The 17,453-nt window shown below is 67.4% G+C and carries 16 protein-coding genes and 1 riboswitch; of the genes, 7 read left to right on the plus strand and 9 right to left on the minus strand.

The window, feature by feature from the left end; all coding sequences use genetic code 11:
• The first annotated feature begins 60 nt into the window (after positions 1-60).
• The 3 genes from ACM2ZB_RS20430 (at position 61) to ACM2ZB_RS20440 (ending at position 3,355) form a co-directional block, all read left to right on the plus strand.
• A complete protein-coding gene (locus tag ACM2ZB_RS20430; protein WP_416056774.1) occupies positions 61-1,080 on the plus strand; it encodes a glycosyltransferase family 2 protein in 1,020 nt (339 codons plus the stop codon).
• Positions 1,040-1,471, plus strand: a complete 432-nt coding sequence (locus ACM2ZB_RS20435; protein ID WP_313442022.1) for a CBS domain-containing protein — start codon at positions 1,040-1,042, stop codon at positions 1,469-1,471. Before ACM2ZB_RS20430 ends, ACM2ZB_RS20435 begins: the two co-directional genes overlap by 41 nt.
• A gap of 532 nt (positions 1,472-2,003) precedes the next feature.
• Positions 2,004-3,355 (plus strand): IS3 family transposase gene (locus tag ACM2ZB_RS20440; RefSeq protein ID WP_416056775.1). Its coding sequence is split into 2 segments (ribosomal slippage): positions 2,004-2,451 and positions 2,451-3,355, totalling 1,353 coding nucleotides; the frame shifts between segments, so codons are not numbered across the junction.
• Positions 3,356-3,474: 119 nt separating this feature from the next.
• On the opposite strand, the gene ACM2ZB_RS20445 is transcribed toward ACM2ZB_RS20440, so the two are convergent.
• The 4 genes from ACM2ZB_RS20445 to ACM2ZB_RS20460 all read right to left on the minus strand — a co-directional run bounded on the left by ACM2ZB_RS20445 (position 3,475) and on the right by ACM2ZB_RS20460 (position 8,895).
• Positions 3,475-5,448 (minus strand): AsmA family protein, encoded by a 1,974-nt coding sequence (locus tag ACM2ZB_RS20445; RefSeq protein ID WP_313442020.1) that lies wholly within the window; start codon positions 5,446-5,448, stop codon positions 3,475-3,477.
• Between the two features lie 99 nt (positions 5,449-5,547).
• Positions 5,548-6,186 carry a PAQR family membrane homeostasis protein TrhA gene (gene trhA / locus ACM2ZB_RS20450; RefSeq protein WP_079222824.1) on the minus strand — a complete coding sequence of 213 codons (639 nt, stop codon included), beginning with the start codon at positions 6,184-6,186 and terminating at the stop codon, positions 5,548-5,550.
• A gap of 153 nt (positions 6,187-6,339) precedes the next feature.
• Positions 6,340-7,944, minus strand: coding sequence for a peptide chain release factor 3 (locus tag ACM2ZB_RS20455; RefSeq protein ID WP_416056776.1), 1,605 nt, complete (start codon positions 7,942-7,944; stop codon positions 6,340-6,342).
• A 66-nt stretch (positions 7,945-8,010) separates the two neighbouring features.
• Positions 8,011-8,895, minus strand: coding sequence for a M23 family metallopeptidase (locus tag ACM2ZB_RS20460; RefSeq protein ID WP_313442016.1), 885 nt, complete (start codon positions 8,893-8,895; stop codon positions 8,011-8,013).
• A 148-nt stretch (positions 8,896-9,043) separates the two neighbouring features.
• A riboswitch (SAM riboswitch) is annotated at positions 9,044-9,162 on the plus strand.
• A 76-nt stretch (positions 9,163-9,238) separates the two neighbouring features.
• On the opposite strand from ACM2ZB_RS20460, the gene metX reads away from it, so the two are divergent.
• The 3 genes from metX to ACM2ZB_RS20475 are packed head-to-tail and all read left to right on the plus strand — an operon-like array spanning position 9,239 to position 12,566.
• Complete coding sequence (metX, locus tag ACM2ZB_RS20465; RefSeq protein ID WP_416056777.1) at positions 9,239-10,270, plus strand: homoserine O-succinyltransferase MetX; 1,032 nt, start codon at positions 9,239-9,241, stop codon at positions 10,268-10,270.
• Complete coding sequence (locus ACM2ZB_RS20470) at positions 10,267-11,502, plus strand: O-succinylhomoserine (thiol)-lyase (RefSeq protein WP_313442012.1); 1,236 nt, start codon at positions 10,267-10,269, stop codon at positions 11,500-11,502. Before metX ends, ACM2ZB_RS20470 begins: the two co-directional genes overlap by 4 nt.
• A complete protein-coding gene (locus ACM2ZB_RS20475) occupies positions 11,499-12,566 on the plus strand; it encodes a homoserine dehydrogenase (protein WP_416056778.1) in 1,068 nt (355 codons plus the stop codon). Before ACM2ZB_RS20470 ends, ACM2ZB_RS20475 begins: the two co-directional genes overlap by 4 nt.
• 129 nt (positions 12,567-12,695) lie before the next feature.
• Here ACM2ZB_RS20475 and ACM2ZB_RS20480 read toward each other — a convergent pair whose 3' ends face one another.
• Both ACM2ZB_RS20480 and ACM2ZB_RS20485 read right to left on the minus strand, forming a co-directional pair.
• The gene (locus ACM2ZB_RS20480; protein ID WP_313442008.1) at positions 12,696-13,697 is read right to left on the minus strand and encodes an alpha/beta hydrolase; all 1,002 of its coding nucleotides are present in this window, start codon (positions 13,695-13,697) and stop codon (positions 12,696-12,698) included.
• Between the two features lie 120 nt (positions 13,698-13,817).
• The gene (locus ACM2ZB_RS20485; protein WP_313442006.1) at positions 13,818-15,200 is read right to left on the minus strand and encodes an L-serine ammonia-lyase; all 1,383 of its coding nucleotides are present in this window, start codon (positions 15,198-15,200) and stop codon (positions 13,818-13,820) included.
• Between the two features lie 100 nt (positions 15,201-15,300).
• Here ACM2ZB_RS20485 and ACM2ZB_RS20490 point away from each other — a divergent pair, with 100 nt between their 5' ends.
• Positions 15,301-15,528 carry a glutaredoxin family protein gene (locus ACM2ZB_RS20490; protein ID WP_416056779.1) on the plus strand — a complete coding sequence of 76 codons (228 nt, stop codon included), beginning with the start codon at positions 15,301-15,303 and terminating at the stop codon, positions 15,526-15,528.
• 79 nt (positions 15,529-15,607) lie between these two features.
• Here ACM2ZB_RS20490 and ACM2ZB_RS20495 read toward each other — a convergent pair whose 3' ends face one another.
• From ACM2ZB_RS20495 to ACM2ZB_RS20505, 3 genes are read right to left on the minus strand one after another with little or no spacing between them, the layout of a single operon-like run.
• The gene (locus ACM2ZB_RS20495) at positions 15,608-16,180 is read right to left on the minus strand and encodes a YceI family protein (protein WP_313442002.1); all 573 of its coding nucleotides are present in this window, start codon (positions 16,178-16,180) and stop codon (positions 15,608-15,610) included.
• Between the two features lie 3 nt (positions 16,181-16,183).
• Positions 16,184-16,756, minus strand: a complete 573-nt coding sequence (locus tag ACM2ZB_RS20500) for a cytochrome b (protein WP_416056780.1) — start codon at positions 16,754-16,756, stop codon at positions 16,184-16,186.
• Positions 16,753-17,397, minus strand: coding sequence for a YceI family protein (locus tag ACM2ZB_RS20505; RefSeq protein WP_416056781.1), 645 nt, complete (start codon positions 17,395-17,397; stop codon positions 16,753-16,755). The genes ACM2ZB_RS20500 and ACM2ZB_RS20505 overlap by 4 nt, the downstream gene beginning before the upstream one ends.
• Between the last annotated feature and the right edge of the window lie 56 nt (positions 17,398-17,453).

A 17,453-nucleotide genomic window follows, 5' to 3' on the forward strand; every position in this document is an offset into this window, starting at 1 on the left:
TTGCCGTTGCTCTGGGCGGGCCGGCGGGCTGCAAGCCCGCCAGCGACGTACAATCCGCCGATGACACGCCAACGCCTCACTTTCGTCATTGCCGCCCACAACGAGGAACTGGCGCTGCCCCAGTTGCATCCGCGCCTGTGTGCTGTGCTCGACGGGCTGGACCACGTCGAGGGGCACATCCTCTATGTGGATGACGGCAGCAGTGACGCCACCTGGGCGGTCATCGAAGACCTGGCCCGTGCCGAACCGCGCGTCTCGGCCCTGCGGCTGTCGCGCAACTTCGGCAAGGAAGCCGCGCTGACCGCGGGCCTGGACCAGGTGCGCGACGGCGCGGCGATGATCCTCGATGCCGATGGCCAGGACCCGCCGGAGCTGGTGCCGGCGTTCGTCGCGCGCTGGCGGGAAGGCTATGACAACGTCTACGGCACGCGCCTGGTGCGCGATGGCGAAAGCTGGAGCAAGCGCACCACCGCGGCGCTGTTCTATCGCGTGATCGGTCGCCTGTCGCGGACACCGATTCCCGCCGATACCGGCGATTTCCGCCTGCTGTCGCCGCGCGCGCTGGGGGCGCTGCGCGAAATGCGCGAGCGCCACCGCTTCATGAAAGGGCTCTTCAGCTGGGTGGGCTTCCGTCGCGTGTCGGTGCCCTACCACCGGCATGCGCGGTTGGCCGGCAACAGCAAGTTCAGCCTGTGGCGGTTGTGGAATTTCGCGCTGGAAGGCATCACCGGCTTTTCCACGGTGCCGTTGCGGGCGGCGACCTACCTCGGCCTGGCGACGGCAGCGGTGGCGTTCGTGTTCGGCCTGTGGGTGATCGTGAAGGCGGCGCTGTACGGCGACCGGGTGGCGGGCTGGCCGACGATGATGGCGGTGATCCTGTTCCTGGGCGGCGTGCAGCTGATCGCCCTGGGCCTGATCGGCGAATACCTGGGCCGCCTGTACGAGGAATCCAAGCAGCGGCCGCTGTACCTGGTTGACGCCTGGCTAGCACCATCCGTGGCAGACTCGGGCCTGCAACCCACCCTGGGAGGGCAGGCAGATGACGTCGGTACGGCAACTGTTGGACGGCAAGTCCCCTGAAGTACATGCGGTCGCGCCCGGCGCGGCGGTGATCGATGCGATCCGGCTGATGGCCCAGAAGGGCATCGGCGCGGTGCTGGTGATGGAAGGGCCGCGGCTGGTCGGCATCCTTTCCGAGCGCGATTACGCGCGCAAGATCGTGCTGCATGATCGTTCTTCCCGCGATACGGCGGTGTCGGAGATCATGACGGCCAAGGTGGTGACGGTATCCCCGGGCGAGCAGGTGGAGCACTGCCTGCAGCTGGTGACTGATTACCGCATCCGCCACCTGCCGGTGGTGGAGGGTGGTTCGGTGCTGGGGGTGATTTCGATTGGCGACCTGGTGAAGGCGGTGATCGACGCGCAGCGGCGGGAGTTGGATCAGTTGCAGCAGTACATCGTGGCGGGGTGAGTTTTTTCGCTGGCGGGCTTGCAGCCCGCCGGCCCGCTAAAGGCAACGGCCAAATCGAGAGCAACTGCGGCGCCTTCCTGGTGCGTGGGGAGGCGGAGGGCATGGCCGTGCAGGACACGCGGTAAATACGTCCATGTAGCTCGTAGGCGCCTTGCTCGAGTGCGCTGTCCTGCGCACTCGGCAAGGCCGGGGTTGGGCGTCCTGCCCAACCCGCCCGAGGCATGCCTCGGGCCCTTGGCGCCTACGGTCCTGCACGGCCATGCCCTCCGCCTCTGCACACATTCCCGCGAGCGCGGTGCGTTTCAGCGCCGATCACCCGCTCCTGGTAGCTGCCAACCTTCGTTGGCAAAGCTGTTGATTCTGCTTTTTCTTTTGATTTTGAATTCCCGCTCTTGTTCCGCGCGCGCAGGAAACTGTCAGGAGTAGGGCGGGCAGCCTGGGCAGGACCGCAGGCGCCATGAATGGCGCCTACGAGCCCCCATGGTGAAGTGACCCCCTGGAGTTGGACACCTGATCCAACCCAGAGGGTTACATGAACAGATATGAGGTTCGTTTCAAATTGCAGGTGGCTAAAGAGGCCTGCAACACCTCCACATCGGTCAAGGCTGTTGCCCGCCGCCATGGCCTGGAGTTCTCCACGGTGAGGCGGTGGGCAGCGACCTACCGGCTGCATGGCCGACCGGGGTTTGACCGCAAACCGCGGTCCTACGATCTCCAGTTCAAACTTGCGGTCCTGGAGAAGATGAGCCAGGACGGAATGTCCGCGCGTGAGGCCACCACTTACTTCCAGATTGGCGATGCCGGCGCAGTGGGGCTGTGGCGGCGGCTGTATGCTAAGGGGGGTGCCCAAGCGTTGGCACCGCCACCATTACCGCCTCAAAAGCCGATGAAAAAGACCCGCTCGTCCAAGCCCGCCGAGGACATGAGCCGCGATGAGCTCCTCAAGGAAGTGGCCTACCTGCGTGCGGAGACCGCTTACCTAAAAAAACTCGATGCCTTGATCCGGGAAGAGCAGGCGGCGCGAGATGCAAAGCGCAAGCCGTCCAAGGATTGAGGCAGATCTACGCACTGCCGCTGTTGCTCGAGGCGGCCGAGCTCTCTCGCAGCACGTTCTATTACCAGATCAACGCCTTGGCCCATCCCGATGAGGGCGAGGCGGAGCTGCGTGAGCGCATCCGCGCGATCTACGACGAGAACCAAGGGCGCTACGGCTACCGTCGCATAACACTGGAGCTGGCCAATCAGGGCCAGGCCATCAACCACAAGCGGGTACAGCGGCTGATGGCCGAGCTGGGCCTGCAGTCGCGGGTACGCATCAAGCGCTATCGCGCGTTCAAGGGAGCGGCCAATGTCGTGGTTCCCAACGACCTGGGCCGCCAGTTTGAGGCTGAGATGCCCAATCGTAAGTGGGTGACCGATGTAACCGAGTTCAAGGTGCAGGGCATGAAGCTCTATCTTTCGCCGATCATGGACCTCTACAACGGCGAAATCGTGACTTACAAGATGAAGCGTCGACCAGTATTCGACCTGGTGGGTGAGATGCTGGATCAAGCGATCAAGAAGCTTTCGCCCGCAGATCGACCGATGATTCACTCGGACCAAGGCTGGCATTACCAGCACGAAAACTACCGCCACAAGCTCGCAACGCACTCGCTGAAACAGAGCATGTCCCGGCGTGGCAACTGCCTGGACAACGCGGCCATGGAGAGCTTCTTCGGGACGCTGAAGTCGGAATTCTTCTACCTGAACACCTTTGACAGCATCGAAAGTTTGGAAGCCGGGCTGGTGGAATACATCCGGTACTACAACGAAGACCGTATCCGACTGAAACTAAAGGGTCTGAGCCCGGTAAAGTACCGGGAACAGGCCGCGCTGGCCGCCTGATCCCCAACTGTCCAACTTTTGGGGGTCACTTCAAGGATGGGTTCACGGCGTGTCCTGCCCAGGCTGCCCGCCCCACTCAACGCAGTAGCAACAGAGGCGCCGCGAACACCGCCGTAAACCTACTTCGCATACTGCCCACCACAGTCGGCATCCTTGCCCGGCCCCAGTTCAATCGTCGCCAGCAGCGCCGCCGGCGGGGCAATGCTGCCCAGCGCCAAGGCCACCGCGCCACGTACACCCAGCGCCTTGAAGTCCGGCCGGAACGAGGGATCCTTGAACGTACCGCCGATGCGCAGGGGCGAGCGCAGCACCAGGATGCTCTTGTCCTTCGGCCGCGGTTTCAGCAGCAGGTCCAGCTGCTCATCGCGCAGGCTTACGGTGCCTTCGCCAATGATGATCGTGTCAGTGGTATCCACCGCCAGCGCGCGGCTGGTCATCAGGCCGTCGCGGACGCCGAAGTCTGCAAAGGCGCAGCGCAGCGGGATCTGCCGGTCGCCGGTGAACAGGAATTTCAGCGATTCGGTGATGTCCAGGCCGGCCAGTTCCATCACCAGGTTGCCCACGTGGCCGCGGCCCATCGCCACGCCGACATCGCCGCTGCTGCTGCCCAGCATGGCGGCAATGGAGTTGCCGCGGCCGCTCAGGTCGATCTGGCCGCTGATGCCGCCCTTGGCCTGCTCGGCCAGTTTCGCATCCGGGAACAGCTGGCCCAGCTGCACGCCGCGCACGCGGGCTTTCAGTGCGGTGCTGATCTGCGTCTGCCGCGCATCCATGCGGATGGTGCTGCGGATGTCACCGCCGGCGACACCGAAGTTGAGCGGGTCCAGGCGCAGCACGCCGTCATCCAGCAGCAGGTGCGCGTCCATGTCGTCCAGCGGCAGCGATGGGGCGTTGATGCGGTGGGCCTTCCAGCGCACGTCGGCGTCCATGGCGCGCAGCTTGCCCAGGTTGTACGGCGTGTCCGGCAGCACCTTGGCGCTGACGGCGAGACGCGCGGCTTCGGCCTTCTGTTCGGCGTTGGCGGTTTCGCCGCCACCGGTCTTCGGCGGTGCGCCGACGAAACCGGCCAGGTCGTCGAAGTCCAGCCGGCGCGATTCCAGCGTGGCGGTCAGGCGCGGGCGGTCGCGCCCCACTTCGAACTGCAGGTTGCCACCAAGGTCGCTGTCACCGACCTTGCCGGTGAAGCCGTCGTAGCGCCAGATGTTGTGGTCACGCTTGAGCCGGCCCTGCAGTGCATACGGCGGCGAGGGCGGGATGGCGATGCCCAGCAGCGGGTATAGATCGGCCAGGTCCTGGCCGCTGAGCGCGAACTGCAGGTCGAATACCTGCAGGGCGAATGGGTTGGTCAAGGTGCCGGTGGCCACGGCGTGGGTGCCGCCGGCGCGGCCATCCAGATGGATGCGGAAGGGGTGGGCGCTGTCGGTCAGCTGCAGCGGCGATTCGGTGCCGCCGCTGAGCGTGAACGGGTTGCCCTGCCAGCGGCCCTTGCCCTGTACCAGCAGCGGCGGGGCGGCATCGGCCTGCTTGGGTTCGCCACTGCGCACGCCCACACGGATATCGGTGCGGCCCAGCGCATCCAGGAACTGCAGGCGGCCGTCATCAATGCGCAGGCCCTTCAGCTGCAGCGTGCTGCCACCGCTGCTGCTGGGCAGGAAATCCCAGTTGCCGGGCTCGCCCTTGCGTGGGGCGGTTTCCAGCAGCACGTCCGGACGGGTCAACCGTACCTCGGGCAACTGGATGCTGCCGCGCAGCAGGGGCCAGACGCGCACATCGATCTCGACCCGGTCGGCGCTGGCCATGTTGGCCTGCTTGGCCCAGGGCGCATTGGCGAAGGTGATCGCATCGGCCCGCACGGTGCTGGTCCGGCCCAGGTCGACGTCCAGGTGGCCGATGTGCAGGGCACGGCCGGTGCGGGCCTGGACCGCCCGTTCCACCGGGCCCTTGAACCAGTTCCAGTCCCACAGCGCGATCAGGATCAGCAGCGCGGCCAGCAGGAACACCAGCACGGCCAGCCAGCGCTGGCCGCGGCGGCCCGGGCGGCGGAATCGCCAGCGCGAAGGGCGCGGCGCGGCGGGGGAAGGGGCGGCATTCACACCGCCATGGTTGCCCCATCACGGTGGACAGGGCGCGAAGCGCTCATGTGCTTGGCGTGCACGGGCACGCTGGGCGGTGGGTTTACAGCACCCGCAGGTTTACAGCACCTGCATGGTCACCGCGACGAAGTGGCAGACGCTGCCGCCGATCACGAACAGATGCCAGATCGCGTGCGAATAGGGGATCGATTCGCGGTGGTAGAAGTACGTGCCCAGCGTGTAGGACAGGCCACCGGCGAACAGCCAGGCCAGCGTCCCGCCGTCAATGGAGGCCCACATCGGCTTGATCGCCACGATCACCAGCCAGCCCATCGCAATGTAGATGCCGGTGGAGAGCGCCTTGAAACGGCCGGTATAGAACAGTTTGAACACCACGCCGCCCAGGGCCAGCGCCCAGATGGCGGTGAACAGGCCCCAGCCCCAGGGCCCGCGCAGGCCGATCAGGGTGAAGGGCGTGTACGTGCCGGCAATCAGCACATAGATCGCGCAGTGGTCGAAGACCTTGAGGCGGCCCTTGGCCGTGGGGTGCTGGATCGCGTGGTACAGCGTGGAGGCGGTGTAGAGCAGCAGCAGGGCAATGCCGAACACGATGGCGCTGGCCAGCTGCCAGCCGTCGCCGTAGATGGCGGCCAGGGTGATCAGGACAGCGCTGGCGGCCAGCGCGAACACGGCGCCCAGCCCGTGGGTCAGGGCGCTGGCGATTTCTTCACGGATGGAAGCAACAGTCGTGGAGGACATGGCGATGACGTGGTTCGCGGGGAGGGGGACCCGCAGCCCCCCTATCATCGCCGCGATGGCGATTGCTTGCACCCCCGCCCCCGTATGGTGGATGAATCCGCGCCTATCCACGCATGGCGTGGATCTACCGGGGCGCGGATCTGCCCCCTTGCATCAGCCCGCCGGGACGGTGTGCGCCGCTTCGCGGGTGGCCGAGAAGCGCACGTCCGGTGCGCGTTCCTGCGCCAGCTGCAGGTTGACCCGGGTCGGGGCCAGGTAGACCAGGTGGCCGGCCGCATCCAGGGCCAGGTTCAGCGCATTCTTCTCGCGGAACTCTTCCAGCTTCTTCTCGTTGCTGCAGTGGACCCAACGCGCGGTGGTCACGCTGACCGGCTCGAAGGTGGCTTCCACGCCGTACTCGTCCTTCAGGCGATAGGCCGCCACGTCGAACTGCAGCACACCCACCGCGCCCAGGATCAGGTCGTTGCTGGTGAGCGGGCGGAAGAACTGGGTCGCACCCTCTTCGGACAGCTGGGCCAGGCCCTTCTGCAGCTGCTTCAGCTTGAGCGGATCGCGCAGGCGGGCACGGCGGAACAGTTCCGGGGCGAAGTTGGGAATACCGGTGAAGGTGACTGCTTCGCCTTCGGTGAAGGTATCGCCGATGGAGATGGTGCCGTGGTTGTGGATGCCGATGACATCGCCCGGCCACGCTTCAGCGGCGATTTCGCGGTCGCTGGCCATGAAGGTCAGCGCGTTGGCCAGCTTCATGTCCTTGCCGGTACGCACGTGGAAGGTCTTCATGCCGGCGCTGAAACGGCCCGAGCAGATGCGCATGAACGCCACGCGGTCGCGGTGCTGCGGATCCATGTTGGCCTGGATCTTGAACACGAAGCCGCTCAGCTTGTTCTCTTCCGGGGCGATGATCCGGCCGGTGGTGGTGCGCGCCTGCGGCGGCGGGGCGTGCTCGACGAAGAAGTCCAGCAGCGGCTGCACGCCGAAGTTGTTCACGCCCGAGCCGAAGAACACCGGGGTCTGCTTGCCGGCGCGGTAGGCGTCCAGGTCGAACGGGTGGCTGGCGCCCTGCACCAGTTCCAGTTCATCACGCAGGTCGGCCAGCATCTGCGCGCCGATCTTCTCGGCCAGGCCGGGGGCATCGATGGACGGGAAAATGGTCGAATCCTGGCGGGTGAAGTTGCGGCCCGGTTCGTACAGGTGCACTTCGCCGGTCAGCAGGTGCACCACGCCCTTCAGGCGCTGGCCCATGCCGATCGGCCAGGTGACAGGAGCGCACTGGATGCCCAGCACGGTTTCCACTTCATCCAGCAGCTCGATGGGGTCCTTGCCCTCGCGGTCGAGCTTGTTGATGAAGGTCATGATGGGGGTGTCGCGCAGGCGGCACACTTCCATCAGCTTGATGGTGCGTTCTTCCACGCCCTTGGCCACGTCGATCACCATCAGCGCCGAGTCCACCGCGGTCAGCACGCGGTAGGTGTCCTCGCCGAAGTCGGCGTGGCCGGGGGTGTCGAGCAGGTTGACGATCTTGCCTTCGTACGGGAACTGCATCACCGAGGAGGTGACGGAGATGCCGCGCTCCTTTTCCAGCGCCATCCAGTCGGACGTCGCGTGGCGGGCGGCCTTGCGGCCCTTCACCGAACCGGCCATCTGGATCGCGCCTCCGAACAGCAGCAGCTTTTCGGTCAGCGTGGTCTTGCCGGCGTCAGGGTGGGAAATGATGGCGAAGGTGCGGCGACGCGACGCTTCGGTGGCGACTTCGGACATGGCAGTGGCGCCCGCCCGGGGCGCTTTTCAAAGAGATAAGCGCCCGATTATACCGGCCGGGGCCGTTCAGCGCCCGGTGCCGCCGTCGGCGTCGCCCTGGCGGGCGAACTGCAGCTGGCCCTGCGCGGTGAAAATACGCACCGGCACCGAGCGCAGGCCCATGCCGCGGTTGACCTGCACCACGAAATGCAGGTGTGGGGCGGTGCTGTAGCCGCTGTTGCCGGACAGGCCGATCGGTTGCCCGGCCTGTACCGCCTGGCCGGGCCGCACGCGCATGCCGCCGGCCTGCAGGTGGCCGTACAGCGCCATGCTGCCGTCGCTGTGCAGGATGCGGATGAAGTTTGCACGGCCGGCATCGCGTTCGCGGTCCTGGCCATTGCCCTGGAAGCCGTCCTGCACCTGCATGACCGTGCCCTCGCGCGCGGCCATCACCAGGGTGGCCTCGGGCAGGGCGAAGTCCACCGCATCGCGGTTCTCTTCGTCCTGGTGGCTGAAACGGCCATTCGGGGCCTGGTCCACGCGCAGCTGCGGTGCTTCGAACGGCAGCCGGTAGGCCACGTCTTCCGCGCGGGCGGCGGGATTGCCCGGCACCGAGCGCAGACGCACTTCCAGCGTACGGCCATCGCCCGGCGCGGGCAGATGGCCGACCACCAGGCTGCCGCCGCCCTGGACCAGCGACTGCATCGGCAGCCCCTCGATGGACTGCCCGGGGGCGGCGCGCAGCTCCACCTGCAACGGGCCGGCCAGCGGATTGTCGATGCGTGCCTGCCACTGTTCACCCACCGCCTGCAGGCGCAGCTGGGCCATCGGTGCGGCCGGCAGCGCCGGTGCGGCGGACCCGGTCGGGGCCGCCTGCGGCACCAGCCCCCAGCCCTGGCGCCAGTCGCTGGCATGGGCGGTCGCGCTGGCCAGCAGGGGCAGCAGCAGGCAGCACAAGGGCAGGCGGGGCATCGGCAGGTCCAGTGGAAAGGGCGTCCGGGACTGTACCGGATCCTGAACATGGGGACCGGTCGCACCTCCCGGAATGGCGGTTCATTTATTCCATCGCTTTATCCGCATGAAGGGATTGACATGTGCCGAAGGGGCTGGCATCGTGGCTCCACCATCGAGACCGGCAGAGGGACAGGCCCTTTGAAGCCGGGGCAGCCCGCAGGCGCGCAAGCGTCGGCGTAGGTGCCAAATCCTGCGGGGACCGTGGCGTCCACCGAAAGATGGTTCGAGCGTGCACCGCTGGTGCAACTCGAACGCGAGCCCCGCGAAGGCTCGATGGCCGATTCCCCAAACGGATCCCGCCATGAGCTTCGCCACCAGCACCGCACTTCGCCCCGAATCCTTTGTCCCCGTCAGCGTGCCGGTCGATGACCGCGTGCACGCCGAGCGCGGCGAGTTCGCCGCGGTGCTGTCGATGCGCCACGCCGGGGCCAGCCCGGTGCGCCTGCGCTATGAATGGGTGGGGCCGGCCAACGCACCGGTGGTGGTGCTGGCGGGCGGCATTTCCGCCCATCGCCACGTCGCTTCCAATGCACAGTTCAGCGAAAAGGGCTGGGCCGAAGGCCTGGTCGGCAACGGCCGCGCCCTGGATCCGCAGCAGCTGCGCGTGCTGGCCTTTGATTTCATCGGCGCTGACGGCGCGCTGGATGTGCCGATCGACACCGCCGACCAGGCCGATGCGCTGGCGCTGCTGCTGGACCATCTGGGCATCGGCGTGCTGAAGGCCTTCGTGGGCTATTCCTATGGCGCCCTGGTCGGCCAGCAGTTCGCGATCCGGCACCGCGCACGTGTGCGCCAGCTGGTCCTGGCCAGCGGCGCGCACCGCCCGCATCCCTATGCCGCCGCCTGGCGCGCACTGCAGCGCCGTGCCGTCGCGCTGGGCCAGCTGCAGTGTGGCGAAGACCACGGCCTGGCCCTGGCCCGCCAGTTCGCCATGCTCAGCTACCGCACCCCGGAAGAGTTCGGCGAGCGCTTCGACGCCGCGCCGGAAGTGGTCAATGGCCGCGTGCGCGTGGCCGCCGAAGACTACCTGGACGCCGCCGGTGCGCAGTACGTCGCACGCACGCCGGTGACCGCGTATCTGCGCCTGTCCGAATCGATCGACCTGCACCGCGTGGATCCCGCCGCCATCCTGCCGCCCACCGTGGTGGTGGCAGTGGAAGGCGACCGTCTGGTGCCGCTGGCCGATCTGGTCGGCCTGGTGGAAGGGCTGGGCCCGCGTGGCAGCCTGCGCGTGCTGCGCTCGCCCTACGGCCACGATGCCTTCCTCAAAGAAACCGATCGCATCGACGCGATCCTCGCTACCGCCTTCCGCACTTCTGGAGAGTCCGCATGAGCCTGCACGCCAACGAGCCGTCCTGTAGCCGCACCACTGCCGCTGTCCGCGCCGGCATCGATCGCGACACCGCGCATGGTGCGGTCACCCCGCCGATCGTGCTGTCGTCCAACTTCAGCTTCGAAGGCTTCGGCAACAAGCGCCAGTACGACTACACCCGCAGCGGCAACCCCACCCGCGATCTGCTGGGCGAAGCGCTGGCTGAACTGGAAGGCGGCGCCGGCGGCGTGATCACCGCCACCGGCATGGGGGCGATCAACCTGGTGCTGAACGCACTGCTGCAGCCGGGCGATACCCTGGTCGTGCCGCACGATGCGTACGGCGGCAGCTGGCGCCTGTTCAACGCACTGGCGAAGAAGGGCCATTTCGAACTGGTCACCGCCGACCTGACCGATCCGCGTGCGCTGGCCCAGGCGCTGGCCAGCCAGCCGAAGCTGGTGCTGATCGAGACGCCGTCCAACCCGCTGCTGCGCATCACCGATCTACGTTTCGTCATCGATGCCGCGCACAAGGCCGGTGCGCAGGTGGTGGTCGACAACACCTTCCTGTCGCCGGCCCTGCAGCAGCCGCTGTCGTTCGGCGCCGACGTGGTGCTGCATTCGACCACCAAGTACATCAACGGCCACAGCGACGTGGTTGGCGGCGCGGTGATCGCGCGCGACCCGGCCGTGCACGAGCAGCTGGTGTGGTGGGGCAACGCGCTGGGCCTGACCGGTTCGCCGTTCGATGCCTTCCTGACCCTGCGTGGCCTGCGCACCCTGGATGCGCGCCTGCGCGTGCACCAGGAAAACACGCAGTCCATCGTCGCCCTGCTGGATGCCCACCCGGCGGTGGCACGGGTGTACTACCCGGGCCTGGCCGATCACCCGGGCCACGCCATCGCCGCGCGCCAGCAGAGCGGCTTCGGCGCCATGCTGTCCTTTGAACTGGCCGATTGTGAAGGCGACGATCCGCATGCCGCGGTGCGCGCCTTCGTCGATGGCCTGGGCTGCTTCACCCTGGCCGAGTCGCTGGGTGGTGTGGAAAGCCTGGTCGCACACCCGGCCACCATGACCCATGCCGCGATGAGCGCCGAAGCGCGCGCTGCGGCGGGTATCAGCGAAGGCCTGCTGCGCCTGTCGGTGGGCATCGAAGCCGAGCGTGACCTGCTGGCCGATCTGCGCGCGGCCCTGCAGCGCGCCGAAGCGGTGATCGATGCGGCCGCGCGCCGCAAACAGGTGGTGGATGCATGAGCGCGCTGCCCGCTGAAATTCCTGCGCTGGGCGGTGGCCGCCTGGCCCTGCTCGGCACCGGTACGGTTGGTTCGGCCTTCGTGCAGCGCTACCAGGCGCTGCAGGCGCGCGGGCTGGAACTGCCCAGCGTGCAGTGGCTGGCCAATTCGCGCACCGCGCTGGCCATCGACCGCGATCTGGCGCTGCCGCTGGAACTGGCGCGGCGTGCCCCGCGTGATGGCCATGGCTCGCCGCCATGGGCCAACGCCGAAGGACTGGAGCGCGGCGACGTGGTGGTCGATGCCACCGCCAGCGAGGACGTGGCGGCGCGCCATGTGCAGTGGCTGGCGCGGGGCGTGCACGTGGTCACCGCCAACAAGCTGGGCCGCGGCGCGCAGTGGGCGCGCGCGCAGGCCATCGCCGAAAGCTGTGCCGACAGCGGTGCTCATTACGGCGACAGCGCCACCGTGGGCGCGGGCTTGCCGCTGTTGAGCAGCCTGCGCGCGCTGGTGGCCGGCGGCGACCATATCCATGCGATCGAAGGCGTGCTGTCCGGCTCGCTGGCGTGGCTGTTCCATCGTTACGACGGCTGCTCGGCCTTCTCCGCAGCGGTGCGCGAAGCATTGGCGGCGGGCTATACCGAGCCCGACCCGCGCCTGGACCTGTCCGGCGAGGATGTACGCCGCAAGCTGCTGATCCTGGCGCGCAGCAGTGGGCTGGGGCTGGATGCCAGCCAGGTGCAGGTCGACTCGCTGGTGCCCGAAGCGCTGGCCGCGTTGCCGCTGGAGGCTGCACTGGCCGCACTGGAGCAGCTGGACGCGCCGCTGCAGGCGCGCTGGCAGCAGGCCCGCGACAACGGCCGGGTGCTGCGCTTCGTTGGCCGTGTCGATGGCGAAGGCGCACAGGTGGGCCTGCGCGAACTGCCGGCGGATCATCCCTTGGCCCAGGGCGCCGGCACCGACAACCGGGTGGCCATCCACAGCGACCGCTATCGCCAGCAGCCGCTGCTGATCCAGGGGCCGGGCGCCGGCGCCGAAGTCACCGCCGCCGCCCTGCTGGATGACGTGCTGCGCATCGTGGGTTGACGGCCTGGCGGCATACCAGGCGGATCAGAAACTTCGTAGAGCCGAGCCGGTGCTCGGCTGCGCTTGACGTAGCCGGCCCTGCGCGATCAGCCGAGCATGGGCTCGGCTCTACAAGGGGAATCCGGCAGGTCAACGCGCCTTCAACGCCTTCAACAACGCGGCGTTGAACTGCTTGGGGTCCTGCACCTGCGGCGAATGGCCCAGTGCGGCGAATTCCACCAGCGTCGCGCCGGGAATGGCCGCGGCGGCGGCCTTGCCCAGCACCGGGTAGTTGCCCAGCGTGGCCTTCAGTTCCGGCGGCGCCTGATCGCGGCCGATCGCGGTGCGGTCCTTCTGGCCGATGAACAGGGTGGTGGGCACCTGCAGGTTCTTCAGTTCGTGCACCACCGGCTGGTTGAACACCATGTCCGAGGTCAGCGCCTGGCTCCAGGCCACGGCTTGCTTGCCCGGGCCCTCGTACATGCCCGACTGCATGCGTGCCCACGGTTCGTAGGCCGGCTTCCACTTGCCGTCGTAGTACACGTCCAGCTGGTAGCGGCGGATGCTGTCATAGCTCACGTTCAGTTCGCCTGCGTACCAGGCATCCACGCTGCGCCAGGGAACGCCCAGTGCCTTCCAGTCTTCCAGGCCGATCGGATTGACCAGCGACAGGCTGCGCAGGTCCTGCGGGTACATCAGCGCGTAGCGCACCGCCAGCATGCCGCCCATCGAATGGCCGACCAGGTGCACCGGCGTATCGCCCAGCTGCAGCTGCTGCAGCAGCGCATGGGTGTTGGCCGCCAGTTGGCCGAACGAGTACTGGTAGCGCTCGGGCTTGGTGGATTTGCAGAAGCCCACCTGGTCCGGGGCGATTACCCGGTAGCCAGCGGCCAGCAGCGGCTTGATGGTTTCCTTCCAGGTGGCCGCGCAGAAGTTCTTGCCGTGCAGCAGCACCACCACGCCCACAGGCTTCTTCTTCGGCGCGATGTCCAGGTAGGCCATCTCCAGCGGCTGCCGCTGCGATTCCAGCGCGAAGATCTTCACCGGATAGCCGTAGTCGAATCCTTCCAGGCGCGCGCCGTAGGTGGGCGGTGGCGCGGCCAGCGCGGACAGGGGCAGGCAGGCGAGCAGGGCGGCAGCGACCAGGCGCATGGGGTTCTCCGTGACAGTGAACCCTGAGCCTAGCCGCAAACCGGTGACGGTGTCCTGCGGTGTCGAGCCGAGCCCATGCTCGGCTACTCCATCAGCCGGGCATGGGCCCGGCGCTACCACTCAGCATTCGATGACATTCACTGCCAGGCCACCGCGGCTGGTTTCCTTGTACTTGTCCTGCATGTCACGGCCGGTATCGCGCATGGTCTTGATGACCTTGTCCAGCGACACCTTGTGTTTGCCGTCGCCACGCATGGCCATGCGCGAAGCGTTGATCGCCTTCACCGCGCCCATCGCGTTGCGCTCGATGCACGGAATCTGCACCAGGCCACCGATCGGATCGCAGGTCAGGCCCAGGTTGTGTTCCATGCCGATTTCCGCGGCGTTCTCGATCTGGCTGGGGTTGCCGCCCAGCGCCGCGACCAGGCCGCCGGCGGCCATCGAGCAGGCCACGCCCACTTCACCCTGGCAGCCCACTTCGGCACCGGAAATCGAGGCGTTTTCCTTGTACAGGATGCCGATCGCCGCCGAGGTCAGCAGGAAGTCGAACACGCGCTGCTCGTTCGCGCCCGGGCAGAAGCGGTCGAAGTAATGCAGCACCGCCGGCAGCACGCCGGCGGCACCGTTGGTCGGTGCGGTGACCACGCGGCCACCGGCAGCGTTCTCTTCGTTCACCGCCAGTGCGTACAGGTTGACCCAGTCCAGCGTGGTCAACGGATCGCGCATGGCCGCTTCCGGCTTGGAGGACAGCTCGCGGTACAGCGCTGGTGCACGACGGCCGACCTTCAGGCCGCCCGGCAGCACGCCTTCCTCGCGGATGCCGCGTGCCACGCACGACTGCATCGCGCTCCAGATCTCGCGCAGCTGGGCGCGGATCTCGTCTTCGCTGCGCCAGCACTTCTCGTTCTCGAACATCAACTGGGCGATGCTCAGGCCGCTGCGCGCGGTCTGCGCCAGCAGTTCGTCGCCGCTCTTGAACGGGTAGGGCAGCGGCGTTTCATCGGGCACGATGCGGTCATCGGCAGCGTCGTCCTGGTTGACCACGAAGCCGCCGCCAACGGAGTAGTAATCGCGGGTGGCGATCACTTCGTCCTCGGCGTTGTAGGCAGTGAAGCGCATGCCGTTGGTGTGATAGGGCAGCTTCTGGCGCTTGTTCATGCCCAGGTCGCGCTTCTCGTCGAAGGCGATCTCGTGCTGGCCCATCAGCTGGATGCGCTTGCTGCTGCGGATGCGCTCCAGCGTGGCCGGAATGATGTCCGGGTCGATCAGGTTCGGGCGCTGGCCTTCCAGGCCCAGCAGGATCGCCTTGTCGGTGCCATGGCCGCGGCCGGTCAGGGCCAGCGAGCCGTAGACATCGGCGCGGATGCGCGCCACGTCCTGCAGCCGGCCCGGATCGAGCAGCCAGCGGTGGATGAAGCGTTCGGCCGCCTTCATCGGCCCGACGGTGTGCGAGGAGCTCGGGCCAATGCCGATCTTGAAAACGTCGAACGTGCTGACAGCCATGGTTGCCGTACTGCGGGTACCGGAAGAGACCGCTATTCTAGCGGTTCGCGCCGCCGTTCCATGGCTGCGGCGCAGCATTTCCGCCAAGGGAGCCGAGCCGGTGTTGACCCTGTTCCAGCGTGATGACTGCCACCTGTGCGACATGGCCCTGGCCGAGCTGGCCAGGGCGCGGGCGCCGGAGTTCGAATCGGTGTTCCTGGATGACCTGCCGGCACTGGAAGCGCGCTACGGCGCGCGGGTGCCGGTACTGCGCGAGGAGGCCAGCGGCCGCGAGCTGGACTGGCCGTTCGATGCGGCCACCGTGCAGGCCTGGCTGGCCGCGGGGTGAATCCGCCGGGCATGGCCCGGCGCTACCCTGCATCAACGTTCCAAGGTAGCGCCGGGCCATGCCCGGCGGCAGTCCCGTCTTATTTCGCGTCGAACTTCACGATCGTGCTGATCGAGGTTTCGTCCGGGATGGTCTTGGTGTCGGCCCAGTCACCCCCGCCCACGCCGAAGTCCAGCCGCTTGACCGTGGCCTTGCCGGTCAGCACCGGCTGGGTGCCCGGCTTCCAAGTGAAGGTCAGGGTGACCGGCTTGCTGACGCCGCGCAGTTCCAGGGTGCCATCGGCACTGAACTGATCCTTGCCCACGGCGCGGAAGCCCTTGGCGGTGTAACGCGCGGTGGCGAACTTGCCGACGTTGAAGAAGTCCGCACCCTGCAGGGTCGAATCACGGTCGCTGTTGCCGCTCTTGGCGCCCGCCAGCGGAATCACCACGTCCAGCGAACCGGCCGCCGGGTTGGCCGGGTCGAAGCTGAGCTTGGTGGCAAAGCCCGGGAAGCTGCCGGTGAACACTTCGCCGTCGTACTTGGTGGCGAACACCAGGATCGATCCGGCACCAGGGGCCTGCGCGTACTCGGCGGCGAGCACCGGGGCGGTGGCCAGCATGCCGGCCAGGGCGGCGGCCACGGCGGCCGGGGTGGTCAGTTTCAGGTTCATCGGTCAGTCCTTCTGGGGGGAGGCGAGCCAGCCACGCGGCAACATCCGGGACAGGGTGGCATCGCGCTGGAACAGGTGGTGGTAGAAGGCGGCGCCGGCATGGGCCAGCACCACCGCGATCAACAGCCAGAAACCGTATTCGTGGATGGCATGGGACACCGCGACCGTCTGCGGGTCCGGGCCGCTCAGCTTGGGCACGTCAACCAGGCCGAACCAGCGGAACGGACGCAGGCCGCTGGCCGAGTCGTACAGCCAGCCCGACAGCGGAATGGCGAACATCAGCACGTACAGCAGCACGTGGGTGGCACTGGCGATGCGTTCCTGCCAGCTCGGCACGCCCGGCACCGGCTTGGGCGCGCCGGCATACAGGCGCCAGCCGAGGCGGAACAGCACCAGCGCCAGCACGGTGATGCCGATCGACTTGTGCGCGGTATAGACCCAGAAGTACTTCGGCGTCTTCGGCAGTTCGCCCATGGTCAGGCCGACCACGCCCAGGGCGAGGATCAGCAGGGCGATCAGCCAGTGCAGGGTCTGGCTGACACTACCCCAGGCGGCAGGGGTGTTCTTGGCGGTCATGAGGGATCCTTGGTGGCCGGCGTGCTGTTGGAGTGCGGATCGGTGTCCGGGGTTCCCGGGCTGTCACTGCGGTCCAGCGCGGCCTCGGCTTCGATCCTGACCTGCACGGCATCGCCGATCACGCCCGGCCAGGCGGTGATGCCGAACGCGCGCCGGCTCAGGGTGGTGATGGCAGAGAAGCCGACGGTGCGGCGGAACGGCGGCAGCGGGTAACGCTTCATGGCATTGAGGGTGACATCCAGCACCACCGGCTGGCTGACCCCGCGCAGGGTCAGGGTGCCGGCCACATGGGCGCGCTTGTCATCGATCGGATCGACCTGGGTGGAGACGAAGCGTGCGGTGGGGAAGCGCTCCCCATCCAGCAGGCTGCGTGCCAGCGTGGCCTCGTTCCACTTGGCATCGCCCAGGTCCAGTCGCGATACCGGAATCTCGACGTCCAGCTTCGCATCGCGCCAGTTGTCGGCATCGAACTGCAGGCGGCCCTGGCTGCCGGAGATCGTGCCCATCGCCTGCGAGTAGCCGGCATGGTCGATGGCGAACAGCACGCGAGTGTGCACCGGGTCGATGCGCCAGGCATCGTTGCCGGCCCACGCCGGGGCGGCGGCAAGCAGCAGGGGCAGCAGGGCCAGGCAGGAACGCATCAGTGGCGGGCTCCGGTAAAAGGTGGCTCGATCATACGCACAGCCCCTGCCTGCCG

Source organism: Stenotrophomonas maltophilia, from assembly GCF_047782825.1.
Lineage (GTDB): Bacteria > Pseudomonadota > Gammaproteobacteria > Xanthomonadales > Xanthomonadaceae > Stenotrophomonas.

Bases quoted from the DNA above. Each gene is read 5' to 3' on its own strand.
- ACM2ZB_RS20430 (WP_416056774.1), top strand. From the start codon at position 61: ATGACACGCCAACGCCTCACTTTCGTCATTGCCGCCCACAACGAGGAA.
- ACM2ZB_RS20435 (WP_313442022.1), top strand. From the start codon at position 1,040: ATGACGTCGGTACGGCAACTGTTGGACGGCAAGTCCCCTGAAGTACAT.
- trhA (WP_079222824.1), bottom strand. From the start codon at position 6,186: ATGTCCTCCACGACTGTTGCTTCCATCCGTGAAGAAATCGCCAGCGCC.
- ACM2ZB_RS20455 (WP_416056776.1), bottom strand. From the start codon at position 7,944: ATGTCCGAAGTCGCCACCGAAGCGTCGCGTCGCCGCACCTTCGCCATC.
- ACM2ZB_RS20460 (WP_313442016.1), bottom strand. From the start codon at position 8,895: ATGCCCCGCCTGCCCTTGTGCTGCCTGCTGCTGCCCCTGCTGGCCAGC.
- metX (WP_416056777.1), top strand. From the start codon at position 9,239: ATGAGCTTCGCCACCAGCACCGCACTTCGCCCCGAATCCTTTGTCCCC.
- ACM2ZB_RS20470 (WP_313442012.1), top strand. From the start codon at position 10,267: ATGAGCCTGCACGCCAACGAGCCGTCCTGTAGCCGCACCACTGCCGCT.
- ACM2ZB_RS20475 (WP_416056778.1), top strand. From the start codon at position 11,499: ATGAGCGCGCTGCCCGCTGAAATTCCTGCGCTGGGCGGTGGCCGCCTG.
- ACM2ZB_RS20480 (WP_313442008.1), bottom strand. From the start codon at position 13,697: ATGCGCCTGGTCGCTGCCGCCCTGCTCGCCTGCCTGCCCCTGTCCGCG.
- ACM2ZB_RS20485 (WP_313442006.1), bottom strand. From the start codon at position 15,200: ATGGCTGTCAGCACGTTCGACGTTTTCAAGATCGGCATTGGCCCGAGC.
- ACM2ZB_RS20495 (WP_313442002.1), bottom strand. From the start codon at position 16,180: ATGAACCTGAAACTGACCACCCCGGCCGCCGTGGCCGCCGCCCTGGCC.
- ACM2ZB_RS20500 (WP_416056780.1), bottom strand. From the start codon at position 16,756: ATGACCGCCAAGAACACCCCTGCCGCCTGGGGTAGTGTCAGCCAGACC.
- ACM2ZB_RS20505 (WP_416056781.1), bottom strand. From the start codon at position 17,397: ATGCGTTCCTGCCTGGCCCTGCTGCCCCTGCTGCTTGCCGCCGCCCCG.